The 24,292-nt window shown below is 67.6% G+C and carries 28 protein-coding genes and 3 tRNA genes; 19 read left to right on the forward strand and 12 right to left on the reverse strand.

Features of this window, described 5'->3' with window-relative positions; all coding sequences use genetic code 11:
* Positions 1 to 41: 41 nt before the first annotated feature.
* From nusG to ACM6LU_RS02780, 3 genes are all read right to left on the reverse strand, one after another.
* Complete coding sequence (gene nusG, locus ACM6LU_RS02770; RefSeq protein WP_414935965.1) at positions 42 to 887, reverse strand: transcription termination/antitermination protein NusG; 846 nt, start codon at positions 885 to 887, stop codon at positions 42 to 44.
* Between the two features lie 76 nt (positions 888 to 963).
* Positions 964 to 1,416, reverse strand: coding sequence for a preprotein translocase subunit SecE (gene secE / locus ACM6LU_RS02775; protein ID WP_414935966.1), 453 nt, complete (start codon positions 1,414 to 1,416; stop codon positions 964 to 966).
* 27 nt (positions 1,417 to 1,443) lie between these two features.
* Positions 1,444 to 1,516 (reverse strand) — tRNA-Trp (locus ACM6LU_RS02780).
* 206 nt (positions 1,517 to 1,722) lie between these two features.
* Between ACM6LU_RS02780 and ACM6LU_RS02785 the strand changes: the two genes are divergently transcribed.
* The 3 genes from ACM6LU_RS02785 to ACM6LU_RS02795 all read left to right on the forward strand — a co-directional run bounded on the left by ACM6LU_RS02785 (position 1,723) and on the right by ACM6LU_RS02795 (position 4,851).
* Positions 1,723 to 2,952 carry a pyridoxal phosphate-dependent aminotransferase gene (locus ACM6LU_RS02785; RefSeq protein ID WP_414935967.1) on the forward strand — a complete coding sequence of 410 codons (1,230 nt, stop codon included), beginning with the start codon at positions 1,723 to 1,725 and terminating at the stop codon, positions 2,950 to 2,952.
* Positions 2,949 to 3,845 carry a TIGR03619 family F420-dependent LLM class oxidoreductase gene (locus ACM6LU_RS02790; protein ID WP_414935968.1) on the forward strand — a complete coding sequence of 299 codons (897 nt, stop codon included), beginning with the start codon at positions 2,949 to 2,951 and terminating at the stop codon, positions 3,843 to 3,845. The genes ACM6LU_RS02785 and ACM6LU_RS02790 overlap by 4 nt, the downstream gene beginning before the upstream one ends.
* Positions 3,846 to 3,918: 73 nt before the next feature.
* Positions 3,919 to 4,851: an SGNH/GDSL hydrolase family protein gene (locus ACM6LU_RS02795; RefSeq protein WP_414937066.1), complete on the forward strand. Its 933-nt coding sequence runs from the start codon at positions 3,919 to 3,921 to the stop codon at positions 4,849 to 4,851.
* Positions 4,852 to 4,853: 2 nt separating this feature from the next.
* Here ACM6LU_RS02795 and ACM6LU_RS02800 read toward each other — a convergent pair whose 3' ends face one another.
* The 6 genes from ACM6LU_RS02800 to ACM6LU_RS02825 all read right to left on the reverse strand — a co-directional run bounded on the left by ACM6LU_RS02800 (position 4,854) and on the right by ACM6LU_RS02825 (position 8,893).
* Positions 4,854 to 5,258, reverse strand: a complete 405-nt coding sequence (locus ACM6LU_RS02800; protein WP_414935969.1) for a MaoC family dehydratase — start codon at positions 5,256 to 5,258, stop codon at positions 4,854 to 4,856.
* Positions 5,255 to 5,704, reverse strand: coding sequence for a MaoC family dehydratase N-terminal domain-containing protein (locus ACM6LU_RS02805; protein WP_414935970.1), 450 nt, complete (start codon positions 5,702 to 5,704; stop codon positions 5,255 to 5,257). Before ACM6LU_RS02805 ends, ACM6LU_RS02800 begins: the two co-directional genes overlap by 4 nt.
* 87 nt (positions 5,705 to 5,791) lie before the next feature.
* The gene (gene rpmG / locus ACM6LU_RS02810) at positions 5,792 to 5,956 is read right to left on the reverse strand and encodes a 50S ribosomal protein L33 (RefSeq protein ID WP_005152047.1); all 165 of its coding nucleotides are present in this window, start codon (positions 5,954 to 5,956) and stop codon (positions 5,792 to 5,794) included.
* Between the two features lie 45 nt (positions 5,957 to 6,001).
* Positions 6,002 to 6,074, reverse strand: a tRNA-Met gene (locus tag ACM6LU_RS02815).
* Positions 6,075 to 6,124: 50 nt separating this feature from the next.
* Positions 6,125 to 6,197: transfer RNA gene (locus tag ACM6LU_RS02820), tRNA-Thr, on the reverse strand.
* An 80-nt stretch (positions 6,198 to 6,277) separates the two neighbouring features.
* The gene (locus ACM6LU_RS02825) at positions 6,278 to 8,893 is read right to left on the reverse strand and encodes a putative bifunctional diguanylate cyclase/phosphodiesterase (protein ID WP_414935971.1); all 2,616 of its coding nucleotides are present in this window, start codon (positions 8,891 to 8,893) and stop codon (positions 6,278 to 6,280) included.
* Positions 8,894 to 9,173: 280 nt separating this feature from the next.
* Between ACM6LU_RS02825 and ACM6LU_RS02830 the strand changes: the two genes are divergently transcribed.
* From ACM6LU_RS02830 to ACM6LU_RS02855, 6 genes are all read left to right on the forward strand, one after another.
* A complete protein-coding gene (locus ACM6LU_RS02830) occupies positions 9,174 to 10,112 on the forward strand; it encodes a GNAT family N-acetyltransferase (RefSeq protein WP_414935972.1) in 939 nt (312 codons plus the stop codon).
* A 37-nt stretch (positions 10,113 to 10,149) separates the two neighbouring features.
* Complete coding sequence (locus tag ACM6LU_RS02835; protein ID WP_414935973.1) at positions 10,150 to 10,998, forward strand: SAM-dependent methyltransferase; 849 nt, start codon at positions 10,150 to 10,152, stop codon at positions 10,996 to 10,998.
* Positions 10,999 to 11,319: 321 nt separating this feature from the next.
* Positions 11,320 to 13,770: an endopeptidase La gene (gene lon / locus ACM6LU_RS02840; RefSeq protein WP_414935974.1), complete on the forward strand. Its 2,451-nt coding sequence runs from the start codon at positions 11,320 to 11,322 to the stop codon at positions 13,768 to 13,770.
* Positions 13,771 to 13,940: 170 nt separating this feature from the next.
* Positions 13,941 to 14,141 (forward strand): hypothetical protein, encoded by a 201-nt coding sequence (locus ACM6LU_RS02845; RefSeq protein ID WP_414935975.1) that lies wholly within the window; start codon positions 13,941 to 13,943, stop codon positions 14,139 to 14,141.
* Positions 14,138 to 14,638 carry a helix-turn-helix domain-containing protein gene (locus ACM6LU_RS02850; protein WP_414935976.1) on the forward strand — a complete coding sequence of 167 codons (501 nt, stop codon included), beginning with the start codon at positions 14,138 to 14,140 and terminating at the stop codon, positions 14,636 to 14,638. The genes ACM6LU_RS02845 and ACM6LU_RS02850 overlap by 4 nt, the downstream gene beginning before the upstream one ends.
* Positions 14,639 to 15,799: an alkaline phosphatase PhoX gene (locus ACM6LU_RS02855; RefSeq protein WP_414935977.1), complete on the forward strand. Its 1,161-nt coding sequence runs from the start codon at positions 14,639 to 14,641 to the stop codon at positions 15,797 to 15,799.
* Positions 15,800 to 15,842: 43 nt separating this feature from the next.
* Here the strand turns inward: ACM6LU_RS02855 and ACM6LU_RS02860 are convergent, their stop codons facing one another.
* The gene (locus ACM6LU_RS02860; RefSeq protein ID WP_414935978.1) at positions 15,843 to 16,493 is read right to left on the reverse strand and encodes a DedA family protein; all 651 of its coding nucleotides are present in this window, start codon (positions 16,491 to 16,493) and stop codon (positions 15,843 to 15,845) included.
* A 152-nt stretch (positions 16,494 to 16,645) separates the two neighbouring features.
* Here ACM6LU_RS02860 and ACM6LU_RS02865 point away from each other — a divergent pair, with 152 nt between their 5' ends.
* The 4 genes from ACM6LU_RS02865 to ACM6LU_RS02880 are packed head-to-tail and all read left to right on the forward strand — an operon-like array spanning position 16,646 to position 19,140.
* Positions 16,646 to 17,779, forward strand: coding sequence for a histidine kinase (locus ACM6LU_RS02865; RefSeq protein WP_414937067.1), 1,134 nt, complete (start codon positions 16,646 to 16,648; stop codon positions 17,777 to 17,779).
* Positions 17,770 to 18,414: a response regulator gene (locus tag ACM6LU_RS02870; protein WP_414935979.1), complete on the forward strand. Its 645-nt coding sequence runs from the start codon at positions 17,770 to 17,772 to the stop codon at positions 18,412 to 18,414. The genes ACM6LU_RS02865 and ACM6LU_RS02870 overlap by 10 nt, the downstream gene beginning before the upstream one ends.
* A gap of 43 nt (positions 18,415 to 18,457) precedes the next feature.
* On the forward strand, positions 18,458 to 18,754 hold the full coding sequence (locus ACM6LU_RS02875; RefSeq protein ID WP_414935980.1) for an ArsR/SmtB family transcription factor: 297 nt from the start codon (positions 18,458 to 18,460) through the stop codon (positions 18,752 to 18,754).
* Positions 18,751 to 19,140, forward strand: coding sequence for a VOC family protein (locus ACM6LU_RS02880; RefSeq protein WP_414935981.1), 390 nt, complete (start codon positions 18,751 to 18,753; stop codon positions 19,138 to 19,140). Before ACM6LU_RS02875 ends, ACM6LU_RS02880 begins: the two co-directional genes overlap by 4 nt.
* 70 nt (positions 19,141 to 19,210) lie before the next feature.
* On the opposite strand, the gene ACM6LU_RS02885 is transcribed toward ACM6LU_RS02880, so the two are convergent.
* Both ACM6LU_RS02885 and ACM6LU_RS02890 read right to left on the reverse strand, forming a co-directional pair.
* Positions 19,211 to 19,591 (reverse strand): VOC family protein, encoded by a 381-nt coding sequence (locus tag ACM6LU_RS02885; protein ID WP_414935982.1) that lies wholly within the window; start codon positions 19,589 to 19,591, stop codon positions 19,211 to 19,213.
* 47 nt (positions 19,592 to 19,638) lie between these two features.
* Positions 19,639 to 19,782 carry a hypothetical protein gene (locus ACM6LU_RS02890; RefSeq protein WP_414935983.1) on the reverse strand — a complete coding sequence of 48 codons (144 nt, stop codon included), beginning with the start codon at positions 19,780 to 19,782 and terminating at the stop codon, positions 19,639 to 19,641.
* A gap of 94 nt (positions 19,783 to 19,876) precedes the next feature.
* Here ACM6LU_RS02890 and ACM6LU_RS02895 point away from each other — a divergent pair, with 94 nt between their 5' ends.
* The 6 genes from ACM6LU_RS02895 (at position 19,877) to ACM6LU_RS02920 (ending at position 23,809) form a co-directional block, all read left to right on the forward strand.
* The gene (locus ACM6LU_RS02895) at positions 19,877 to 20,515 is read left to right on the forward strand and encodes a TetR/AcrR family transcriptional regulator (protein ID WP_414935984.1); all 639 of its coding nucleotides are present in this window, start codon (positions 19,877 to 19,879) and stop codon (positions 20,513 to 20,515) included.
* 132 nt (positions 20,516 to 20,647) lie between these two features.
* Positions 20,648 to 21,070 (forward strand): PPOX class F420-dependent oxidoreductase, encoded by a 423-nt coding sequence (locus ACM6LU_RS02900; RefSeq protein WP_414935985.1) that lies wholly within the window; start codon positions 20,648 to 20,650, stop codon positions 21,068 to 21,070.
* Positions 21,071 to 21,356: 286 nt separating this feature from the next.
* Positions 21,357 to 21,926, forward strand: coding sequence for a dihydrofolate reductase family protein (locus ACM6LU_RS02905; protein WP_414935986.1), 570 nt, complete (start codon positions 21,357 to 21,359; stop codon positions 21,924 to 21,926).
* Positions 21,927 to 21,998: 72 nt separating this feature from the next.
* The gene (locus ACM6LU_RS02910; RefSeq protein ID WP_414935987.1) at positions 21,999 to 22,370 is read left to right on the forward strand and encodes a hypothetical protein; all 372 of its coding nucleotides are present in this window, start codon (positions 21,999 to 22,001) and stop codon (positions 22,368 to 22,370) included.
* A gap of 113 nt (positions 22,371 to 22,483) precedes the next feature.
* Complete coding sequence (locus ACM6LU_RS02915; RefSeq protein ID WP_414935988.1) at positions 22,484 to 22,807, forward strand: hypothetical protein; 324 nt, start codon at positions 22,484 to 22,486, stop codon at positions 22,805 to 22,807.
* 9 nt (positions 22,808 to 22,816) lie between these two features.
* The gene (locus tag ACM6LU_RS02920) at positions 22,817 to 23,809 is read left to right on the forward strand and encodes a hypothetical protein (protein WP_414935989.1); all 993 of its coding nucleotides are present in this window, start codon (positions 22,817 to 22,819) and stop codon (positions 23,807 to 23,809) included.
* Positions 23,810 to 24,292: the final 483 nt, after the last annotated feature.

Below are 24,292 nucleotides of genomic sequence, written 5' to 3' on the forward strand. Positions count from 1 at the left end.
CACCTGCCAGTACGCGGGGACTGCCGGCCGTCTGGCGGCCGTCAGATCTTGGAGACCTGGTTGAACGACAGCTCGACCGGGGTCTCCCGGCCGAAGATCGACACCAGGACCTTCAGCTTCTGCCCGTCCACGTTGACCTCGGAGATCGTCGCGGGCAGCGTCGCGAACGGGCCGTCCATGACGGTGACCGACTCGCCGATCTCGAAGTCGACCTCGACCGCGGGGCCGCCCAGCTGCGACTCCGACGCGGCGGCCTCACCCTTGCCGGACTTGGCGGGAGTGGCGGCCTCGACCTTGGGCGCGAGGAACTTCAGTACCTCTTCGACCGTCAGCGGCGAGGGACGCGACGTGGCACCGACGAACCCGGTGACGCCCGGGGTGTTGCGCACCGCGCTCCACGAGGCGTCGTTCAGGTCCATCCGGACCAGGATGTAGCCGGGCAGCACCTTGCGCTGCACCTGCTTGCGCTGGCCGTTCTTGATCTCGGTGACCTCTTCGGTCGGGACCTCGATCTGGAAGATGTAGTCCTCGACGTCCAACGTCTGGGTACGGGTCTCGAGGTTGGTCTTCACCTTGTTCTCGTAACCCGCGTACGAGTGCACGACGTACCACTCGCCGGGAGCGGCGTTGAGTTCCGCGCGCAGCTTCTCGACCGGGTCGACGTTCTCGTCGGGCTCGGGCTCGGCGGCGGTGTCGTCGTCTTCGGTCTCGACGGAAGCCTCTTCGGCCTCCGCGACATCTCCGGCTTCGTCGACCTCGTCGCCTGCGGCGGGCACCTCGACGGAGTCCAGGTGCTCGGACTGCTCGTCGCCGAGTGCCGCGTGCACCTGCTCGTCGGAAAGCTCGGTCAGCTCATGACCGGCTGCTGTGCCGTTGTCGGAGGTCACGTTCCGTCCTCTCAGTTGATCGGTTGCCGTGGCGCAGGCCACCGTGCGGTGCGCTCAAGCACCGCGACCGGCTGCCTCAGCTGCCGAAGACGGCACCGACGACCTCTTTGAAGGCCAGGTCGAGGCCGCTCACCAGCGCCACCATGAACACCACGAAGACCAGCACCACCGCGGTGTAGGTGACCATCTGCTTGCGGTTCGGCCAGATGACCTTGCGCAGCTCGGCCCAGACCTCGCGGATGAAGCGCATCAGCCGGGCGAAGATCGACGCCTGCTTCGGCTTGCGGTCGCGCTTCGGGGTCGCCGTGCTCTTGGCGTCCTTGGATTTCTCGGTCTTGTCCCCGGCCTTCGCCTTGCCGGCGGGGCGGGTCTTGTCATCCGACTTGGCGTCGGACTTACCGGACGGGCGCGCGGACGCACGGCGCTCACGCCGGGCAGCGGCGGTCACCGGGCGGGACTGTTCGTCGGGCTTCCGCCCGGCGCCGTCCTGCGCCTTTTCACCGCTGGCGTCGCTGTCGCTCACGACCACTCCTCCGCCTTCACCAGTTCGTTTACGCAGGGGTGACAGGACTTGAACCTGCAACCTGCGGTTTTGGAGACCGCTGCTCTGCCAATTGAGCTACACCCCTTCGGAACCCCGATGCTCTGGGGCTCCCGAGGACGCATTCCATCGTCCCCACCGCCGTGGCGGGGATGACCGTAGTGCGTTCCGAGACCAGAAGTCTACGGCAACCCCCGAACAGCTTCGCAACCGCGCCCCTCAAAGCGGCGCGGAGCAGCCTTCCGTGAGGAAACTCCCCCACGGCCGACCCCATGATCGTGCCACGATGTCGCCATGAGCGCTCCCCCACCCTCGGCTTCGCCGGCTCCACGCGTCTCCGCCCGCATCGGCGGCATCACGCCGTCGGCCACGCTGGCCGTCGACGCGAAGGCCCGGGAGCTCAAGGCGCAGGGCCGTCCGGTGATCGGGTTCGGCGCGGGGCAGCCGGACTTCCCCACCCCGGCCAACGTGCTCGAAGCCGCCGAAGCGGCCGTCCGGGACAGGGTGAACCACGGTTACACGGCCGCGGGCGGGCTGCCGGAGCTGCGTGAGGCGATCGCCGCGAAGACGGCCCGCGACTCCGGGTTCGAAGCGGACCCTGGCCGCGTCCTGGTGACCAACGGCGGCAAGCAAGCGGTCTATTCCGCGTTCGCCACCCTGCTCGATCCCGGCGACGAGGTGCTGCTGCCCGCGCCGTACTGGACGACCTACCCGGAGTCGATCGCCCTCGCCGGCGGTGTCCCGGTGCGGGTCACGGCGGACGAGACGACGGGTTATCTGGTCACCGTCGAGCAGCTCGAAGCCGCCAGGACGCCGCGCACGAAGGTGTTGCTGTTCGTCTCGCCGTCGAACCCGACAGGCGCGGTGTACCCGCGTGAACAGGTCGAGGCGATCGGGCGCTGGGCCTACGAGAACGGCCTCTGGGTCATCGCCGACGAGATCTACGAGCACCTGGTCTACGACGGCGCCGAAGCGCCTTCGATGCCCGTCGTGGTCCCGGAACTCGCCGACCGGACGGTCGTCCTCAACGGGGTCGCGAAGACGTACTCGATGACCGGCTGGCGGGTGGGCTGGTTGCTCGCCCCGCAGGACGTGGTCAAGGCGGCGACGGCGTATCAGTCGCATTTGTGCGGCAACGTTTCGAACGTCGCGCAGCGGGCCGCGCTGGCGGCGGTGAGCGGTCCGCTCGACGCCGTTTTCGCGATGCGCGAAGCGTTCGACTCTCGCCGCAAGACCGCACTTTCGCTCCTTTCCGAGATCGCCGGTGTCGAAACTCCGGTGCCACTCGGCGCCTTCTACGTCTACCCGTCGATGAAAGCTTTGCTAGGTAAAGAGATTCGCGGTGAGCGACCGGCCGACACGGTGGCGCTGGCCGAGCTGATCCTGCGCGAGGCCGAAGTCGCCGTGGTACCCGGCGAGGCGTTCGGGACACCCGGGTACTTCCGGATCTCCTACGCGCTGGCCGAAGACGATCTCACCGAGGGGATCACCAGGATGGGCCGACTGCTCGCGGAAGCACGGTGACCGTGATGCGTCTGGGAATCGCCCTTCCGCAGTACGGAACCCTCGCGACAATGGACGCCGTCGCCGGTTTCGCCACGGCCGCGGAGGAACTCGGATACGCGTCCTTGTGGGTCGGAGATCGGGTTCTGGCCCCGGTTACGCCGTCGGACTTCTATCCCGGCGGCACCCCGGAACGGCCCTATCCGCCCGAATTCGTCACCTTCGCCGATCCGCTGATCCTGCTGACGGTGGCCGCGAGCGTCACGACGAAGGTCCGGCTCGGTACCAGCACGCTGACCGGGACGGTGTATCCGGCCGTGGTGCTCGCCCGGATGCTCACTTCACTGGATCAGGTGAGCGGTGGCCGGCTGGACGTCGGGCTGGGCACCGGCTGGCTTCGCGACGAGTACACCGCGACAGGCACGCCGTGGAAGGCCCGCGGCAAGCAACTGGAGGAGCTTCTCGACGTCCTTCGGGAGTTCTGGACCGGCGACCCCGTCGAGCACAAGGGCGAGCGCTGGCAGATCCCGGCGTCGAAGGTGGGACTGCGGCCGTCGCAGAACCCGCATCCGCCGGTCTTGCTTGGCGGGCTGTCGGCGGCGGCGCTGGACCGCGTCGGGCGGCGCGCGGACGGCTGGTTGCCCGCCGGGCCGCCCGCGCCCTACCTCGCGAAGCTCTGGGAGACCGTGGTGAGCGCGGCCGAGAAGGCCGGCCGTGACCCTGGCGCGCTGCGGCGGGTGCTGCGGATCAATCCGAAGCCGGGCACCGACCTCAAGGACGTCGCGGCGCAGCTGGAGGCGGCCGCCGAAACCGGGGTCACCGAGGCCTTCGTCGACCCGCACTACCTCGCTCGGGACGTCACGCACGCCCTCGATCTCGCCGCTGAGCTGCGCGGTCTCGTCCCGAACGACTGAGGTCCGCGGAAAGGGGTCAGGCTTCGCCGCCGTCGAGCTGAACAATTCACCGACGGTCGGACCGATGACAAACGTGACCCAGGTCGCGTACAACGAATGGGTGACGCAGCGGAGAACTGGCGGCGGCTGTCTGTTCCTGGTGATCGTGCTGTCCGTCCTGGGGATCGCCTACCACCTGTGGGAGCGCGGGATGTCGGTGACACCGGCGGGGGTCACCACATCGGATGGCGCGGGCCGCTATGTAGCACTGGGTGACTCGTACACGGCTTCGCCGGGCACGGGACGACCTGTGGGAGCGCCGACGGGCTGCGACCGCTCGGACAACAACTATCCGAGCCTGCTCGCCGCGAGCCTGCGTCCGGCCGAGTTCGTCGATGTCAGCTGCGGTGGCGCCACGACCGAGCACCTCACCGGCGAGCAGAAGACCCGTGACGGCACGAACGCTCCGCAGCTCGACGCCATCGACGGCGACACGACGTTGGTGACCGTCGGTATCGGCGGCAACGACGTGGGCTTCGTCGGCTTCGCGGGCCAATGCGCGACGCAGCACCAGACCGCTTCGCCCTGCAAGACCCGGCTGACCGCGGGCGGCCGCGACCAACTCGCGGAGCGGATCACCGCCGCGGCGGACCGGCTCGGCGGGGTCCTGGACCAGATTCGCTCGAAGGCCCCCGAAGCACGCATCGTGGTCGTCGGGTACCCAACGGTGCTTCCGGACGACGACAGTGGTTGCTGGCCGGTCCTGCCGGTCGGCGCGGGGGACGTCGCCTACTTCCGCGAGTCGCTGGAGCGGCTGAACACCACGCTGCAGGAGACGGCGAAGGAACACGAAGCGGGCTTCGCCGACATGTCGACCGCGAGCAAGGGTCGGGACATGTGCACTGCCGCGAACCGGCGATGGGTCGAGGGCCCGGCGCCCGCGGTGCCCGCCGCGCCGCTGCACCCGAACGCCCGGGGTGAGGAGGGCATGGCTGAGGTCATCGGGAAGCTGCTCAAGCTGCCGTGAGGTCAGGCGCGGACGACCGCTTGGGCCTTCCCCAGGACGGCCTTGCCGTCGAACTTGGCGGTGATGTCGATCCGCGCCGTGCCGTCGTCGTTGACCACGGCGACCTTCCCGGTGAACTCGATCGTCGCCGTGCCGTCGTTCGGCACGACCACGGGGCGCGTGAAGCGCGCGAAGTAGTCGACGAGGCGGCCGGGATCGCCTAGCCAGTCGGTGACGAGCCGCGCGCCGAGCGCCATGGTCAGCATGCCGTGCGCGATGACGTCCGGCAGGCCGACCTCCTTGGCGAAGGCCTCGTTCCAGTGGATGGGGTTGAAGTCCAGCGCAGCGCCGGCGTAGCGCACCAGCTGGTCCCTGGTGACGTCGATGGTCAGCGGCGTCAGTTCTTCTCCGGCGGTGAACGTGCTCACGCGCCCTCCCCTCGGACCACGAGCTGGGCGTGCGTAGTGGCGATCGGGCCGCCGTCGGCGCCGGAGATCTCGGCGCGCAGGTTGATGAAGTCGTTCCCGGCGCGGGTCATGATGTTGTCGATGTGCGTGGTGAGCGACAGGACGTCGCCCGCGTGCACCGGCCGCGCGTAGGTGAACCGCTGGTCGCCGTGCACCATCCGCGAATAGTCGAGCCCCAGCTCGGGATCGGTGACGATCGCGTTGATCGAGGCGAGGTTGATGATCGTGAGGAACGTCGGCGGTGCGATGACGTCGGGGTGACCGGCCGCCTTCGCCGCTTCGGCGTCGAGGTAGAGCGGGTTCGCGTCGCCGAGCGCGTCGGCGAACTCCCGGATCTTCTCGCGACTCACTTCATAGGTACTGGTCGGCGGGTACACCCGCCCGGTGAACGACTGGTCCAAGGCCACCCGATCAGGCTACCGAACCCGAAAATGCCCGAAGCCGCCCTGGTGACCAGGACGGCTTCGGGTGAGACTTGTAGAACCGCCAGACGCTCAGCGGGTCTCTTTGTGAGTCCGGTGCGTACCGCAGTTCGGGCAGAACTTCTTCATCTCCAGGCGATCCGGGTTGTTGCGCCGGTTCTTCTTGGTGATGTAGTTGCGGTGCTTGCACTCCTCACACGCGAGCGTGATCTTCGGTCGCACGTCAGTGGCAGCCACAGCATTTCCTTCTCTACTAGGCCTGGGATACCCAGGATTACCGCGTAGCGGTGGCCGGACTTGAACCGGCGACACAGCGATTATGAGCCGCTTGCTCTGCCAGCTGAGCTACACCGCCCTTACATAACCCTAACCGCGACACGCTTGCGTGACGCGGTTGAGGTTGCGAGCCCCTTTACGGAATCGAACCGTAGACCTTTTCCTTACCATGGAAACGCTCTACCGACTGAGCTAAAGGGGCCTTGCCCTCTCGCGAGGACTTGGAAAGATTAGCAACACCTCCGTGACCCCGTGAAGGAGGGGTCACTTTACCGCAAAACCTCAGGTCAGCAGGGTTAGAACGGTCTCGGAGTGTCGACCCGGCGAGCGCGCCGTGCGAGCCTGCAGCCACGCCTCCAAGCGGTCCTCCGGTAGCGGCCGCGAGATGAGATAACCCTGTGCCACGTCACATCCCATCGCCTCGAGCTGATCCCGCGCGACGTCTTCCTCGACGCCCTCGGCGACGACCGTGAGGCCGAGCGAATGGCCGAGTTCGACGATGGAGCGCACGACGGCGAGGTCGCCGAGGTCGGTGCCCATGCCGAGGACGAAGCTCTTGTCGATCTTGACCTGGTCGACCGGGAGCTGCCGCAGATAGGCCAGCGACGAGTAGCCGGTGCCGAAGTCGTCGACGGCGAGCACGATGCCCAGCGAGTGCAGTTCCCGCAGGATCGGCAGTGCCTTTTGCGGGTCGGACATCACGCCGGATTCGGTCAGCTCGAAGGTGAGCAACTCCGGCGGGATGCCGAAGCGGTCGAGTTCACGGGCGACCTTCGTCGGGAAGTCCTCGTCGGCCAGGTTTCGCACCGACAGGTTCACCGCGGCGGAGATGCGCAGGCCTTCGTCGAGCCACTTCCGCACGCGCTTCAGCGACTCTTCGAGCACGAAGGACGTCAGGACGCCGATGAGGCCCGCCGCTTCGATCGCCGGGACGAACTCGTCCGGGCCGAGCCTGCCGAACTCCGGGTGCACCCAGCGCACCAAGGCCTCGACACCCTGGATCTGCCGGTTCGGCAAGGTGATCTTCGGCTGGTAGTGAACGCTCAGCTGGCCTTCTTCGAGCGACTGCCGGAACTGCGTGACCATCTGGAACCGGCGCATGAAGATCTGGCCCATGCTGGCCATGTAGCCGCGGACCTCTTCCCCGCCCTTGGTCGCGCGGACGGCTACGTCGGCGCGCTGCAGGAGCCCGTCGACGTCGACCTGGTCGTCGTCTTCGGCGGAGGACGTGGCGTAGCCGATCATCGCGTTGGCTTCGACGGAAAGCCGGTCCACCGGATACGGGGCGACGAGTTCCGCGCGGAGCAGTTCCGCGGCGGCTTGAGCGCGTTCCGGCGCACAGCCGACGAGGAGTGCCGCGAAAGACGCGCCTTCGAGCCTCGCGAGCGGGACGTCGGGGCCGAGCGCGTCGCGGATCCGGCGACCGGCGGCGATGACCATCCTGTCGGCCCACACGTAACCGAGCGCGTCGCTGACGGTGGAGAAGACGTCGAGGTCGACCCGCAGTACGACCGCGTCGACCTGTTCCCGCAACGGTTCCTTGGCGACCTGGCGGAAGCCCGGCCGGTTGAGCAGGCCGGTCAGCGGATCGTGGTAGGCGTCGTGGCGCAGGGTCGCGAGGAGGCGCCGGTTGTCCAGTGACGTCGCGAGGTGGCTGGCCATCGTGCCGAGCAGCTGGACGTCGTACTTGCCGAAACCGCGCCAGCGGGACAGCCTGTCGTGCGCTTCGACGACGCCGAGGAGCTGGTTCGCACTGCGCAGCGGGACGACCAGCGCCTCCTGCGCACCGCGGTCGAGCAACGCGGAGCGGACATCGGGATTGGCTTCGGTGATCCGGAAATGCCGGACGTGCGCGCCGGGCAGGCGCAGCAACGGGTCGTCGGCGGCCGGGTCCACGGGCGGCAGTTCGTCACCCGCGACGACCATCCGCATGGTGTCCTTGGGTTCCAGCCGCAGCCTGAGCACGACGCGGCCGGCGGCGAGCTGGTCCTTGATGCGTTCGGCGATGGTCGCCCACTCGCGGACGTCCACGCCGCCGACGAGTTCGTCGGCTCGCCCGGCGGGACGCGCGGCGGCCTGCTGACCGGAGCGCGCGACCATCAGGCTGACGTCGGACAGCGCTTCCATGTCGCGCTGTTCGCGGAGCAGATCGGAGTACGCCCAGTACAACGCGGTGAGCCCGAGGAAGACGGCCAGTACGAGCGGCCAGGCCTTCGGAGTACCGGATATGACCAAATAACCGGAAAGACCGACCGAGGCGTTGACGAATCCGACGACGAGGATGCGGCCGGTCAGCCGGATCGCGGTGCTGACCCGCATGCGGCGGCGCAGCACGCGAACGGCGGCGAGCGCGAGCAGCGTGCTGACCAGCGGCGCGGTCAAAGTGCCTGCCAGCGCGGCGATCCAGGTCATGTCGTGGGCGCCGGAGGCCTGTTTCACCAGTCCTGCCACGGCGAACGCGCCGGTGATCTCCAACAGGAACGCGCCCGCGTTGTAGAGGACGCGGCCGGCGACCTTGCGTGCCAGCAGGGTGCCGATGCCCGCCGCGAGATGCGCGGCGAGGACGACTTCGAAGGGTGCGACGAAGAATCCGATGACCAGAGGAATCTCGGTGAACGAGATCGTCCACGAAATACCGCTGCGGACGTCGACGTTGATCCCGAGCTGTTCGGCCAGCAGGAAGGCGAGCGCGAGGATCGGCCCGATCCACAACAAGTCGTCCGAGGCTTCGAAGTCCAGCCACAGGCTGACCGCGGCCGCGGCGGCGATGCCCATGGTGAGGACGGTGAAGGTGTAGACGCGGAATCGCCGCTCGTCGGTACGAGCCTCCGTAACGGCCCCTCCCTTGCCCGGTGCCGCCTGTGCGGCGCTTCCGGGCTTGCCGTTCGTGTCCGGCATCCGACCTTCCTTCCCGGCTGCCCAACCGGTCTTGTCCTACCGCAACCTCGGAGACGAGGGCAATACAGTACCCCGGAGGGCGTACCCGAGTCCCATTCGAGACAGTATGAGATCACCCCAGGGTTAACAATGGGCGCGTCGCGCTGACCTGCGTGGACCACGGGGTGAAATGGGAGCGTTATTCGCGTTCCTTCCGACTACCGGAAGTCACCTGGCGCCACGGCCTGGCCAATCTCGTGAAGTTCCCGGCGGACCCGTCGGCAGGGGCTTGAATAGTCCTATGAATAGCCACGCCATCGCCGCCGGGCATGCCGAGCGGCTCGCCACCGTGGACGCCCTGCTCCCCGAAATGCCTGCACTGGAGCCTGTCGAAGGCTCCGTGTCACTCTCCGCGACAGAGGGCGACTCGGCCGCTGCCGGAATGTCGGTACGGACCGAGGCGGGCCTCGATTCTGTTGACTCTCCGTGGCGGGCCCTCGTCGAGCATCGCCTCGAAGCCCGGCTCACCGGCCCCCGCCCGGAGGCGGCCCTTGACGCATTACTCACCCAATGGGATGAACATCTGAAGGCGGTCGCCCCACCTGGGGATGTCGAAACGGCGGCGACCGTGGTTCGGCCCAGCCGCGATTCGCCCGGCTCGGCCGAATTGCTGCGCCGCGGATTCGCCCCGGTGCTGGTGATCGCGGTCCGTCCAGCCGATCGGCTGGCCGTGACGGGAGCGCCCGCCACTCCCGGAGTGCACATCCGGCCCGCCGAAGCGGATGATCTCGAAACCGCCGTCGGGCTCGAGCTGGAATTGCAGCGTTATGACGCGCAGTTCGGTTCTGTCACGTTGCGCGAGGGCGCGGAGGAAGCGATCACCGCGGACCTGTCGAAACAATTGGGCCGCGAAAATCCGACCTTGTGGATCGCCGAGCTGTACGGGCGCGCGCTGGGCATGGTGCGGGTGCAGTTCCCCGACGAGACGTCGTGGATCGGCGACCGGGTCGCGGCCGACCGGGTCGGCTACCTGTCGTCGCTGGCGGTGGCCGAACCGGCGCGGTCGAGCGGGGTGGGGTCGGCGCTCGCCGCGCACGCGCACCAGGTCTTCGACGAATGCGGGACCGAAGCCGTGCTGCTGCACCACGCGCTGGCCAATCCGCGCTCGACGCCGTTCTGGTACGCGCAGGGCTACCGGCCGCTCTGGACGTACTGGCAGCGGCGGCCGGCGGTGCCCTGACCCCGCTAGGCTGATCGTCGAGGATCAGGGGGTTTCTGTGACCAGGGACGATGACGCGGCCCCGGTGGCGCCGACCGGGGTCGACACCGAAAAGCCGTCCGCGGCGAGGATCTACGACTGGTTCCTCGGCGGGACTCACAACTGGGCCGTCGACCGTGAGTTCGCCCGCGCGTTGGAACGGCAGTGGCGGTGGGTCAAACCGGGCGCGCGGCACAACCGCGAGTTCATGAACCGCGTCGTGCGCGCGGCGCTGAACGCCGGGATCCGGCAGTTCGTCGATCTGGGCTCCGGTGTCCCGACCGCCGGGAACGTGCACGAGATCGTCGAAGAGGAACTGGAGCCGGGCGATACGGCGAAGGTCGTGTACGTCGACTACGAGCCAGTGGCGGTGGCGCACGCGGAACTGATCCTCGAACGGCATAAGGCGACCGACTGGGCCGGGATCGTCCATGCGGACATGCGGCGGCCCAAGGACGTCCTGCGGCATCCGGAGACGCTGCGGCTGATCGACTTCTCGCAGCCGGTGTGCCTGATGATGATGGCCGTGCTGCACTTCGCCGGGCCGCACGACGATCCGCCAGCGCTGGTCGCGACCTACCGGAACGCGCTGGCGCCGGGCAGCTGGCTGGGACTGTCGCACATGAGCTTCGGGGGCCAGACCGGCGAGGACGCCGACGGACTCCGCTGGATGGTCGAGCAGTACCGGAAGACGAGCAACCCCGTGTGGATGCGGGACCGCGAAGAGATCGAGCCCCTCTTCGGGGACTGGCCGCTGCTGGAACCCGGCGTCGTCAACCTGCCCGACTGGCGGCCGGTGCGAGAACTGCGGCGAGACGAGGAAGGCGCCCGGCCATTCGCCTGGTGCGGTGTCGCCACCCACCCCTGACCTCCGACCTCTGACCGCGACGCGTCGCCTTTAGCGGGCTAAGTGTCACGCGTTGGGTCGTAGACGTCGGAGGACCGGGGAGCGGATGGCCTGAGGGCCCCGTGGCGACGTTCTACGTCTCTAAGGGGGCCTTAGTGACGCTTGATCGCTTCAAAGGTCCGACCTCCAGGGGCGACGCGTCGCCTTTCGCGGGCTAACCGTGCCGCGTTGGGGCACGGAGGTCGGAGGGGTGGGTATCGCTGACGGCGAACGCGAGAAGGAAACAAACGGGTCGATCGGAGAGTTGAGCTAGGCAGACTCAACTAACCGAGGAGTGCACAGATGACCGACAACCGCCTCCTGCCCGTCCTCCCGCTCGATGACGACGTCGTGCTGCCGGGCATGATCGTCCCGCTCGACCTCGCCGACACGGAGACGCGCGCCGCGGTGGAGTCCGCCCAGGCCAACACCCCTGCCCAGACTTCCTTCCCGGGGATCCGGTCCGGCGCGGCCAGCAAGGCCGAGGTGCTGATCGTTCCCCGTGTCCACGGCGAGTACGCCGAGCTCGGCACCATCGCGACCGTCGAGCGCATCGGCCGCGTGCCCGGTGGCAAGACCGCGGTGCTGCTGCGTGGTACCCGCCGCGCCGTCGTCGGCCGGATCGCCGACGGCCCCGGTGCCGCCCGCTGGGTTCACGTCGAGGTCGCCACCGAGACCACCGACGACAATTCCGCGAAGCTCGCGACCGAGTACAAGAGCGTCGTCCTCGCGATCCTCCAGCAGCGTGGCGGCTGGCAGATGATCGACGCGGTCCAGGAGGTCGAGGACCCGTCCGCGCTCGCCGACCTCGCGGGCAACTCGTCCTACCTGACGACCGAGCAGAAGCTCGAGCTGCTTTCCACGCTCGATGTTTCGGCACGGCTCGAAAAGGCCCTCGAGTGGAGCCGCGAGCAGCTGGCCGAGCTCGAGGTCACCGACACCATCCGCAAGGACGTCCAGGAGGGCATGGAGAAGCAGCAGAAGGAGTTCCTGCTGCGCCGCCAGCTCGAAGCGATCCGCAAGGAGCTGGGCGAACTCGACGGCACCGCCAACGACGACGACTACCGCGCCCGCGTCGAGGGCGCCGAACTGCCGGACGCCGTCAAGAAGGCCGCACTGTCCGAAGTGGACAAACTGGAGCGGACGTCCGACCAGTCCCCCGAGGGCGGCTGGATCCGCACGTGGCTGGACACCGTCCTCGAGCTGCCGTGGAACAACCGCACCACCGACGTCCACGACATCGCCGCCGCGCGCAAGATCCTCGACGCCGATCACGCCGGTCTCGACGACGTGAAGGAACGCATCATCGAGTACTTGGCCGTCCGCAAGCGCCGCGCGGAGTCGGGTCTCGGCCCGGTCGGCGGACGCCGCGGGATCGAGGCAGGGCGAAGCTCCGTTGAGGGTGGTGGTGGGCGAGGGGCTGGCACGGTGCTCGCGCTCGCCGGCCCTCCCGGAGTCGGCAAGACGTCGCTCGGCGAGTCCGTGGCGAAGGCGATGGGCCGCGAGTTCGTCCGCGTCGCGCTCGGCGGCATCCGTGACGAGGCCGAGATCCGCGGTCACCGCCGCACCTACGTCGGCGCGCTGCCCGGCCGGATCGTCCGCGCCATCAAGGAAGCGGGCTCGATGAACCCGGTCGTGCTGCTCGACGAGATCGACAAGGTCGGCGCCGACTACCGCGGCGATCCGACGGCGGCACTGCTGGAGGTGCTGGACCCGGAACAGAACCACACGTTCCGCGACCACTACCTCGAGGTCGAGCTGGACCTGTCCGACGTCGTGTTCCTCGCGACGGCGAACGCGCTCGAAACCATCCCCGGTCCGCTGCTGGACCGGATGGAGCTGGTCACCCTCGACGGCTACACCGAGCACGAGAAGGTCACCATCGCCCGCGACCACCTGCTCCCCCGCGAGCTGAACCGCGCGGGCCTCGTCAAGGACGACGTCACGCTGACCGACGACGCGTTCAGCCGCATCGCCGCCGAGTACACGCGGGAAGCCGGGGTGCGCAACGCGAACCGGACCATCGCGAAGGTGCTGCGCAAGGTGGCGACCAAGGTCGCGCTGGACGAGGTCGAGCTGCCGCTGACCATCGACGCCGACGGGCTCGAGACCTACCTCGGCCGCCCGCGGCACCTGCCGGAGTCCTCACTGCCCGCGTCGACGCAGCGCACGTCGACCCCCGGCGTCGCGACCGGTCTGGCCGTGACCGGCGCCGGTGGTGACGTCCTCTACATCGAGGCGTCGCTGGCGGATCCCGAGTCCGGCTCGACCGGGCTGTCACTGACCGGTCAGCTGGGTGACGTGATGAAGGAGTCGGTGCAGATCGCGCTGTCCTACCTGCGTTCCCACGGCGCCGAGCTGGAACTGCCGGTCGGCGACCTGAAGGACCGCGGCATCCATGTGCACGTCCCGGCGGGCGCGGTGCCCAAGGACGGGCCGAGCGCCGGCATCACGATGACGACCGCGCTGGCCTCCCTGCTTTCGGGCCGGGTCGTGAAATCGGACGTCGCGATGACCGGTGAGGTGTCGCTGACCGGGCGCGTGCTGCCGATCGGCGGGGTCAAGCAGAAGCTGCTCGCCGCGCACCGGGCGGGGATGAAGACGGTGATCATCCCGCAGCGCAACGAGCCGGACCTCGACGACGTGCCGGCCGAGGTGCTGGCCCAGCTGGACGTCCACACGGTCGCGAACGTCCGTGACGTGCTGGACATCGCGCTGGCCCCGGCGACGGCTCCGGTCGCCCAAGCGGCGTAACAGCGCGAGGCCGAGGCCCCGGGTCCCGCTCAGGATCCGGGGCTTTCGGCATTTCAAGATCCGGACGGATCCGGACATTAATCAGGCTTAAACTTCATATCACGGTTTGATAACGTACATTTCGTGCCACCCCGCCGGGTGCGGCCACCGAGCCTCGAGAGGGCGAGGTCATGAGTCACGGAATTCTGTACCCCCTGCTGCCGAGGCGCAGGTGCGTTTCGGCAGGTCAGATTGTCTGTCTGAGCATTCTCACCGCATTCACCACCCTGCTGACCTTCGCTGGCACGAGCGCACCGATCGCGGCGGGGATCGCGGTCACCCTGCTCGGTGCCGTCCTCGGCCGTCCCGTGTCGGCGCGGGCACGCCGGTGAACACCGAATCGGAGTTCATGGGACATCTGCGCGAACTCCGCGACCGAAGCGGCCTCAGCATCCGCGCGCTGGCCGCCACGACCGGTCAGTCACGCAGCACCTTGGCCGACACCTTGGCCCGGAACACCTTGCCCAGCAACGAAACCCAGATGCGAGTCCTGCTCCGCGCGTTACTGCGGGCCGTTCCAGGGGAGCCGGGACTCGACGATCATCTCGCCGCCTGGCGTCACCTGATCGGACGCCGCCACCACCGCAATGGAGGATGCGCCCCGCTCGATCGGATACTCCTCGCCATCGACATCGCGGAACAGCGCGGCGGAGACGACGCCCCTGGTCTGCGCAAAGCGAAGGAAATCGTTCTGAGTGAAGGTTTCCTACGAAAGTTCTCTTCTCGCGGCGAATACGCCGCGAATTCACCTGGAGGTCCCGTTCCACCCGTAACCTCCGATCCGCTCCTTTCCCGCACCACCACATCAGCGGATGTCTTGGAGGCATGAGTGAAGCGACGGAATTTCCTGCGCGCGGCCGTGGTCGGCGCCGGTGTCACGGCGTTCGGCAACCGGCTTTCTGGGACGGCCTTGGCCGCGCCCGCGCAGAACGGCCCCAGCCCGTACGGCGCGCTCCAGGCGGCCGACGCGAACGGGATCCAGCTGCCCGCGGGGTTCACCAGCCGCGTCATCGCGCGCTCCGGCCAGAAGGTCGCGAGCACCGGTTACACCTGGCACAGCGCCCCGGACGGCGGCGCGGTGTTCGCCGACGGCAGCGGCTGGATCTACGTGTCGAACTCGGAGATCACCCCGGGCGGCGGCGCCAGCGCGGTCAAATTCGACGCGAGCGGGAACATCACCGGCGCCCACCGCATCCTGTCGAATACGCGCCAGAACTGCGCGGGCGGCAAGACTCCTTGGAACACTTGGCTTTCCTGTGAGGAGATCGACCTCGGGTTCGTCTACGAGTGCCAGCCGAACGGTCCTGCCTCGGCGGCGGTCCAGCGGCCCGCGATGGGGAAGTTCAAGCACGAGGCCGCCGCTGCCGACCCGGTGCGCAAGGTCGTCTACCTGACCGAGGACACCTCGGACGGTTGTTTCTACCGCTTCGTCCCCACGACCTGGGGCAACCTCTCCGCCGGAACGCTACAGGTGCTGAAGGCGGGCACGGCGACGTCGGGCAGCTTCACCTGGGCGAACGTGCCCGACCCGGACGGCTCCCCGACCGCCACGCGCAACCAGGTGTCCGGCGCGAAACGGTTCAGCGGCGGCGAAGGCCTGCACTACGCCAACGACACCGCGTGGTTCACTACCAAGGGTGACAACCGCGTCTGGCAGCTCAACCTCACGAACAGCACGTACGAGCTGGCTTACGACGACTCGCTGGTCAGCCCCGGTTCGGCGCCGCTGACCGGCGTCGACAACGTCACCGGGACGTCGTCGGGTGACCTGTTCGTCGCCGAAGACGGCGGGAACATGGAGATCTGCATCATCACGCCGAACGACATCGTGGCGCCGTTCCTGCGTATCTCCGGCCAGAGCTCGTCGGAGATCTGCGGTCCCGCGTTCACCCCGGCGGGGAACCGGCTGTACTTCTCGTCGCAACGCGGTACCTCCGGCTCGTCCTCGGGCGGGATCACCTACGAGGTGACCGGGCCTTTCCGCTCCTGAAACACGCGTACGGGGTGCCTGGATCCAGGCACCCTGTACGACATCAGGCGTTGGTGCGGTTCTTCTCGCGCAGCCGGGTCCCCACGAAGAGTGCCAGCGCGAGCACGACGGCCGCGATCACGAAGTACTGGAAGAATCCGGCGTACTCCTCCACCAGGTGCCAGCTCTCCCCCAGCCCGTACCCGGCCAGGACGAACACCGTGTTCCAGATCAGGCTGCCCACCGTCGTCAGAGTCAAGAACCGCCAGAACGGCATCCGCTCGATCCCGGCGGGCAGCGAGATGAGACTGCGGAAGATCGGCACCATCCGGCCGAGGAACACCGCCTTGGCACCATGCTTCTGAAACCAGGCCTCGGTCTTGTCGAAGTCGGAGGTCTTGACCAGCGGGATCTTCGCCATCCAGCGACGCGTGCGGTCGCGGCCGAGCAGCATGCCGAGGTAGTAGACGATGATCGCGCCGGCGACCGAGCCGAAGGTCGTCCACACCAGCGCTTCCGCCAGGGTGAACGTTCCCCGACTCGCGGAGAACCCGGCGAGCGGCAGCACCAGTTCGCTGGGAATCGGCGGGAACAGGTTGTCCAGCCCGACGATGATCGCGGCTCCAGGACCTCCCAGTGAGTCCATCAGTGACACTGCCCAGCCGGCGAGGCCGCCCATCGGTTCGTCGGCGGCGTCGGCGAGGAGGAGGTTCATGGCGGCCTTTCGTGGTCGTCTGCGGTTTCAACGAACGTACGAACTGCCCGAGTTCCACACCCTGCGGTGAAGCAGCACAGATCACTGCGGAAAACCGCAATACCGATCTTCGGACACCCCGCTAGCCTGGCGTTATGCCTGTTTCGGCAGCGATGCGCCGCTACCCGCGCAAAGCACTCCGCGGCACGTTGGGCCTGGCGATCGGCGCCATGACCGCGGTCGCGGAGTTCTTCTACGTCCTCTTCGGCGGCATCGCGCTCGCGATTCCCGCGCTGCGGCCATCCGTCTTCGCCGGCGCCCGCGCACTGTCCGAACTGGAGCGGCGACGGCTGGAGAAATACCTCGGCGCCGAGAACGCGACCGACTACACCGGACGCCGCGCGATGGCCTACCTGGCCCCGCGGTGCGTCCTCGGACTGCTCAGCGCCGGAATCTTCGTCCTGATCCTGTTCGGTGCCGGATCCGGCGTGATCATCGGGTACCAGCTTCTCAGCGGCAGAGCACCCGGCGGCGAGGCCCCGGCCGACTGGTACGACCCCGTCACCACCACACTCTTCGGCGCGCTGCTTATTTTTCTTTCCATACAGGGACTCCTTGGGGTCACGACACTGGAACGCGAGCTGGCGAGGCGGTTCTTCGGGCCCAGCAAGAAGGAACAGTTGCGCCGCCGGGTCTCCGAGCTCTCGACCAGCCGCGCCGAGGTGGTCGAAGCGGTCAATGGCGAGCGCCGCCGGATCGAACGGGACCTGCACGACGGCGTCCAGCAGCGGCTCGTCGCGCTCGGGATGCTGCTCGGCCGGGCACGGCGCACCGGCGATCCGGACAACGCGTCGGAGCTGCTCCGGCAGGCGCACGAAGAATCCCAGCGAGCCCTCAAGGACCTGCGTGAGGTGTCGTGGCGGGTCTATCCGATCGCGTTGGACTCGGACGGGCTGCACCCCGCGCTGGAGGCGCTCGCGGAACGCTCCGGGGTGCCGGTCCACCTGCGTGTCGACCTGCCGGAACGGCCACCGGCGGCCATCGAGACCGTCGTCTACTTCGTGGCGTCCGAGGCGGTCACCAACACCATCAAGCACGCCGCGGCGACGCTGATCGACATCGAGGCCGAGCGGAACGGGGACAGTGTGCGGGTGCGGATCACCGATGACGGTACGGGTGGGGCGCGGGAGTCCGGCGGCGGCCTTTCCGGCCTCGCGCGGCGCGTCGCGGCGGCGGACGGGGAGTTCACCGTGCACAGTCCGCTCGGCGGTCCGACCGTGGTGACGGCGGTATTGCCGTGCGAGTGATCCTCGCCGAGGACTCGACTTTACTGCGGGAAGGCCTGGTCCGGCTGCTGGTCGAAGAGGGACATGACGTGGTGGCGTCGGTCGGCGACGGCGACGCGCTCCTCTCGACGACGGCCGCGTTTCAGCCGGACGTGATCGTCACCGACGTGCGGATGCCGCCGACCCACACCGACGAGGGGCTCCGCGCGGCGCTCGAGATCCGGAAACGGTGGCCGGAGATCGGGGTGCTGGTGCTCTCGCAGTACGTCGAGAAGCGCTACGCCGCTGAACTGATCACCGGCGACGGTGAACGTGTCGGCTACCTCCTGAAGGACCGGGTCGCCCAAGTTGGCGAATTCTTGGACGCGCTCGACCGGGTCGCCGCGGGCGGGGCGGCGTTCGATCCGGAGGTCGTCAGGCGGCTGCTCGCGAGGACCACGCACACCGATCCGCTCCGGAAGCTGACCGCACGCGAACACGAAGTGCTGGAAAAAATGGCGCAGGGCCACACGAATGCCGGAATCGCCGAGTCGCTGTACGTGTCGCAGAGCGCCGTCGAGAAGCACGTGAACGCCATCTTCGACAAGCTCGGGCTGGCCAATACCGCCGGCTACAGCCGCCGCGTCCTGGCGATCCTGCGCTACCTGGGCTCCTGACCCCGATTTGACAGGCAAGTGACGACTTGCCTATAACTGGTCCGTGGACGTCGATCCCGATCTGTTCAAGGCCATCGGCGACGCGACACGACGCGTCATCCTGGACGAGCTGACCGAGAAGGACGGTCAGACGCTGTTCGAGATCTGCGGACGGCTGACCATGAAGCACGGCCTGGCCTCTTCGCGCCAGGCCATCTCGCAGCACCTCGCGATGCTCGAACAGGCGGGCCTGGTGCACACCCGGCGGCAGGGCCGCTACAAGTTCCACCACATCGACACGAGTCCGCTGCGCTCGATCGTCGAGCGGTGGCCCATCGACCAAGAGGAACCGAACCCGTGATCCGCATCAACATCACCAGCGTCTTCGTCGACGACCAGGCCAAGGCGCTCGCCTTCTACACCGAGAAGCTGGGGTTCCAGAAGAAGCACGACGTGCCCACCGGCGACGCCCGCTGGCTCACCGTGGTCTCCCCCGCCGACCCGGACGGCGTCGAGCTGCTGCTCGAGCCGGACGGCCACCCCGCGGCGGGCCCGTTCAAGAAAGCGCTGGTCAGCGACGGTATCCCGGTCACCCAGTTTGCCGTCGACGACGTCTTCGCCGAGGTCGAGAGGCTCAAGGGATTGGGCGTCGAGTTCACCCAGGACGCCGTCGACCTGGGGCCGGTGGTCACCGCCGTCTTCGACGACACCTGCGGCAACCTGATCCAGCTCGCCACGATGAAGTAGCTCCCGCGAGGAAGAGCGGGGCTCGATCCACAAATGTCCACTGTGGACCGAGTCCCGCTTCGGCGATTCCTTACTGCTGCACCCATTCCACGAGTTCCACGGGTACACCGTTCGGGTCGGTGACCATGAAAAGACGTTCTCCCCACGGCTCTTCCCGCAACGGCAACGTGATCTCGACACCTTCGTCGCGCAGGCGCTTCTCTTCGGCTTCGAGGTTCTCGACCGTGAAGGCCACGATCACGCCGGCCGCGCGCTGCTGCCGCAGGTTCTCCGGCAGGACCTCGATCCCCGCCTGAAGCAGGACGATGGCCACCTTCGCGGTCTCATGCCCGAGGGAGACGAAACCCTCCGCGGCCATCTGCTCGGTGAAGCCGAAGTGCTCGGTGAAGAAGCGACTGGAGGCGGCGACGTCATCGACGGTCAGCGAAACGGTGGAGGCTAGGACGTTCATGGGCTATCCCCTTCGGTCGGCGGTGAGTTTTCGGAGGTGCTGGTCGGTCAGTACGACCGGCGGCGCGGGACGCCGATCGAGCGGCGCACCGGCGTCGAGCGGCCTGGGAACGGCCGCTGATGACGGCGGTCGTTCCGGCGGACCTGGGCGCGGTCGATGTCTTCGTTGCCTTGGGGGATTCGAGCGGTCAAGGAGCCTCTTCTCTCAAGCGGTAGTACGGACGTAATTTTACACTCGAACTACTCGACGTCAAGGATATTTTTACTACGGTGGTAAAGTTTACTCATGACCAGCACGGATGTGGGTTTGCGAGAGCTCAAGAAGCAGGAGACGCGGCAGCTGATCTCCGACCAGGCGACACTCCTCTTCATCGAGAAGGGCTTCGAGGAGACGACGATCGCCGAGATCGCCGCGGCGGCGAGAGTCGCGAAGAAGACTGTTACCAATTACTTCGCACGCAAAGAGGATCTGGCGCTGGACCAGCACGAGGAGTTCACAAACGGGCTGGCGAACGCCGTCGGCTCCAGGAAGGCCGGCGAGTCGGCGCTGGCCGCGCTACGACGCACCTTCCTGGACGCCGTAGCGGAGCACTCGCCCGTAATCGGCTTCACCGGGCCGGTCTTCGCGAAGATGGTGCTGGAGAGCCCGACCCTGACCGCACGACTGCGTGAGCTGCACGAACTCCGCGAGGAGGCGCTTGCGAAGCTCCTCGCGGCCGAGACCGGCGCCGACGCGGACGACGTCACTCCGGTCATGGCGGCCGCCGAACTCAACGCGATCGACCGCGTCCTCTTCCGCGAGGTCCTCCGGCGCTCCCATGCCGGTGAGAGCAACGACGAGATCGCCGAAACGCTGACGAAGGCGACTAAGCGGGCTTTCGAACTGCTTGACCCAGCCTTCGGCGACTACGCGATCCGCGAGTAGCTCAACGCTTTTTGGTGGCCAGCACGACCGCGACGACCACAGCGGCGACAAAGGCGACCGCCAAGAGCAGGATGATGAGGTGCAACGGCGTGATCGCGAACATGGAACCCCCTTTACCAGAGGAGCATCCTAGTGACCTTCACCGACGAAGAGATCGCGTACCTACGTTCGCAACCTTTAGCCCGCTTCGCGACCCTGTCAGCGGACGGCGAGCAGCCCGACGTCGTCCCACTGGCGTTCGAGTTCGACGGCACCCACGTCTGGGTCGGCGGCGGGAGCGAGTCGGTCCTCACAACCCGGAAGTTCCGCAACATCCAAGCGGGACAACGGAAAGTCGCCCTGGTCATCGACGATATGGTCTCGTCCGACCCGTTCATCGCGCGTGGTGTCCGGATCTACGGGGAGGCCGCCGATCCGATCGAACGGGTGGGAATCGTCGGCCCCGGCATCTATTCGCGCGTCACGCCGACGGTGTCATGGAGCTGGAACATGGCGGGCGAACCCGTGGGCGAGACCTGGTACGCATCGAGGCGAGCGGTTCACGGCGACACGTAGAGGTGCGTGTCCCGCGCGGTGCCGCCGAACTCCTGGTGGGCGGGCAGTAGTCCTTCGTGCCGGTAGCCGCCTTCTCGGCTTCAATGATCACGAACGGAAAGTCCCTTCCCTCGGCATGACGGCTTTGCTGCCGTCGCTCCCAGTCTTCGGCTTCCTGCCCTCGTGGCATGCGGGAAGGCTGCCGATGAGCGGAAGGTACGGATCTTCACCGAGTTCGAGGGCGGGGGCAGGGCAGCGGCTCGGTCATCGGTCCATTCTTGTCGGGGGTCGGCGGTACGGTCGGTTGATGCGGGATCTGGTCGTGACGGAGAACAGCACAATCGACGGCGTGATCGAACTGGCGGGTGACTGGTTCAGCCCAGGCGACGGCGATCCGGACGTCGACCTGTCGGACGTCCTGGCCACGCTCCACGCACACCGTGAAAACGCCGACGCGTTCCTCCTCGGGCGCGTCACCTTCGAAGACATGCGCGGCTACTGGCCGAAACAGACGGAAGACAAGACGGGCATCTCGGCTTATCTCGACTCGGTGAGCAAGTACGTGGTCTCCAGCACGCTGACCGAGCCGGAGTGGGAGAACACGACAGTGCTCTCCGGTGGCCTGCGTTCGGAGATCGAGCGGCTGAAGGCCGCCGAGGGCAAGGACATCGTGACGACCGGCAGCATCTCGCTGGTGCGGGCACTCATCGCCGAGGGGCTCGTCGACGAGTACCGGCTTTTCGTCTATCCGGTCGTGGTCGGGGAAGGGCGCCGGCTGTTCGAGGCAGCGACGAGCGTTCCGAAGCTTCGGCTGGTGGAGGAACGGACGTTCACCTCGGGGATCGTGCTGTTGCGCTACCGGTCCTCGTCGGAATGACGTGCTCACCGACCGCTCGGTAGGGTCGTCGTACTCCGGTGTAGCGGCTGGAGAACGACGGAGGTGGCGGTCATGGTCGACGCGTCGAAGTTCACGGCCGAGGTGTATCGCCGCGCGGCCGCCCGGCCCGATGCCCCGCCGCGGCTGACCCGTGCGGCGGACTGCGTCCAGGACGGCAAGTTCAGCTGGGAGGAAGTCGCCGCCGGAACGTGCCCGCATCCGCTCGCACAGGCACTGTTCACCCCGAAGGCACAGGAAAAGCTGTGGCCGCTGCTGGCCGAGGTCGCCGCGGACGTCAAACCCGCGCCCGCACCGGCCGAACCTCCGCGCGCGAGGAAAGCGGCCCCGACGGACGACGACTTCAGCGAGTACACCTACCTTGAGGACCTGGCCGCGCCGACCAGCCATCCGGCGTGGCCGCAGAGGCCGGACCACCACCGGTGAGCACCCGCGTTTGCAGACGCGATCGATACTTGCCCGACCGGGCGATCCAGGAAACCGACGAGCGTCTTCGCACGTCTGCGGTTCGACCGGACCAAGTGACACGGAGGGGTCAAATGCCACAGTCCCAGGGGTTCAGCGTCGAGATCGACGATCTGAAAGCCATGGCCACGGACAAGGGCGGCCACGGGATGCCCAGTGCCGAGAACCTGGTCCGAACGGCGTCGACGTCGATGCGTGACCTCTACACCTCGCCCGTCGAAGCGTTCGGGTCCGAGGTCGACGAGGCCACCGAGCTGGGCCGCAACCGGAACAAGCTGATCGCGCTGCTGATCACGGGCGGGCTGGGCATCGGCGATTCGCTCGACGTGGCGGCGTCACGGCTCAAGACCATCGCCGAGATGTACGAGCGGATCGAACGAGAAATCGTCGGGAAGTAGGGGACTTCGATGACCGACATCAGTTCTGGCGCCTTCACGGCGATGTACAAGAGCCTGTGCGAGAAGGCCCGCAGCGAGTGGCCCGCGGTACCCGGTGCCACTGACGACACCCTTTTCCTGTTGAACCCGCTGCGGGACTGGCTGAAGTACGCCGTGGACGGCGAGCTCGGCGCGTTCTCGGGGGCGACGGGCGACATCCTCCGGAAGAAGGAGGCGTTCGAGGAGTCCCGGAACATCCTGAAAGGCATCGGCGACCGGCTGGTCACCCACTGGTCAGGGGAGGCGTCGCGGGAATACACCACGTATCTCAACCTGGTGCAGAGTCACCTGGGGTACTTCGCGGGCGGATCCGAAAACATCGACGACGCCGAAGGTTATCTGCCCGAGGCGTCCGGGCTGCTCGACGCGGCGTTCGCGGTCCAGGCCGCCCGCAAGAACGACCTGCACCAGCTGGGGATGTCGCTGGACTCGGCACTGGACCGGCTCGACGAAGGCGGCGACAACCGCGAGGCCATGCTCTTCTGCGGCAAGGTGGCCGAGCTCGCGATCGGCACCCTTCCCAACGGGAAGCTCGGCCTCGACGTGCTCAGGCTGCTCTGGGGGACGAGCGGCCTTGCTTCCGGAGCACCCTCCCAAAGCCAGGGCGGGGACTCAACGCACATCACCACCGACGGCGGGATCACCGGCGTGATGTGGCAGTTCGAGCAGCAACTGAACAAGGTTATGGAGAACTACCGCAACGCCGTGAAGGCACTGAACGGGCGGATGAACAGGTTGTTCGCCCACATCGACGCCCGCAACGCCGCCGATCTGGAGTGGAAGGACCACATCCCCAGCTGGGAAGGCCGGACCGGTCTCACACTGGCGCAGCTTCTCTCGCTGGCCAACTCGAACTCGACCCCGGAACTCGCCGAGAAGGCCGGCAAGACCCGTGCGCCGGAGATGCCGGTCGAGAAGAAGAAGGAAGAACACCGGCCGCCCGGCCCGCTCGTCGGGACCTGAGCCGCGCCGGCCAGGTCACTCGGATGGTCGCTAGAGCAGGTGCGACTTGCGCTGCGGATCGGCGTAGACAGGCGTCTCAGCCGAGGAAAGCCGTCCGGGTGTGACTTGCATAGTGAGGGGGTCGCAGCCACACCAAGAGACAGCGCCGCCCCATTCGCGAACCAGGCCCCGCTAAGAAAGCGAGGATCTCTTCCTGCGCCAGGAGAGGGGCAAGGGACATGCCGAGGGGTAAGGCAATGGTGGCGTCGGAGGGGGTGGCCACCAGGACTGTCGCGCCGGACTGGCCTCACCGCCGAGATCGGTCGGACCACTAGGCCGCTCTTGAGCACTCCTCCAACACGCGATGGTGTCCGCTCGCGACCGCGTGACCAGAGCTTTCAGCGACGGGTGCCCCCGGAGAACCTGGGAGCGGCCGACCGCACGGAGCCGCGCACGGCACGAACAAGAGCGGCCCCGTGACCTGGTCGCGGGGCCGCTCTGGTG

Origin of the sequence: Amycolatopsis sp. cmx-11-51, from assembly GCF_047608665.1 — a bacterium.
Taxonomy (GTDB): domain Bacteria; phylum Actinomycetota; class Actinomycetes; order Mycobacteriales; family Pseudonocardiaceae; genus Amycolatopsis.

Coding starts and splice junctions, on each gene's coding strand:
- ACM6LU_RS02785 (WP_414935967.1), top strand. CDS start 1,723: ATGAGCGCTCCCCCACCCTCGGCTTCGCCGGCTCCACGCGTCTCCGCC.
- ACM6LU_RS02825 (WP_414935971.1), bottom strand. CDS start 8,893: ATGCCGGACACGAACGGCAAGCCCGGAAGCGCCGCACAGGCGGCACCG.
- ACM6LU_RS02830 (WP_414935972.1), top strand. CDS start 9,174: ATGAATAGCCACGCCATCGCCGCCGGGCATGCCGAGCGGCTCGCCACC.
- lon (WP_414935974.1), top strand. CDS start 11,320: ATGACCGACAACCGCCTCCTGCCCGTCCTCCCGCTCGATGACGACGTC.
- ACM6LU_RS02845 (WP_414935975.1), top strand. CDS start 13,941: ATGAGTCACGGAATTCTGTACCCCCTGCTGCCGAGGCGCAGGTGCGTT.
- ACM6LU_RS02860 (WP_414935978.1), bottom strand. CDS start 16,493: ATGAACCTCCTCCTCGCCGACGCCGCCGACGAACCGATGGGCGGCCTC.
- ACM6LU_RS02865 (WP_414937067.1), top strand. CDS start 16,646: ATGCGCCGCTACCCGCGCAAAGCACTCCGCGGCACGTTGGGCCTGGCG.
- ACM6LU_RS02885 (WP_414935982.1), bottom strand. CDS start 19,591: ATGAACGTCCTAGCCTCCACCGTTTCGCTGACCGTCGATGACGTCGCC.
- ACM6LU_RS02895 (WP_414935984.1), top strand. CDS start 19,877: ATGACCAGCACGGATGTGGGTTTGCGAGAGCTCAAGAAGCAGGAGACG.
- ACM6LU_RS02905 (WP_414935986.1), top strand. CDS start 21,357: ATGCGGGATCTGGTCGTGACGGAGAACAGCACAATCGACGGCGTGATC.
- ACM6LU_RS02910 (WP_414935987.1), top strand. CDS start 21,999: ATGGTCGACGCGTCGAAGTTCACGGCCGAGGTGTATCGCCGCGCGGCC.
- ACM6LU_RS02915 (WP_414935988.1), top strand. CDS start 22,484: ATGCCACAGTCCCAGGGGTTCAGCGTCGAGATCGACGATCTGAAAGCC.
- ACM6LU_RS02920 (WP_414935989.1), top strand. CDS start 22,817: ATGACCGACATCAGTTCTGGCGCCTTCACGGCGATGTACAAGAGCCTG.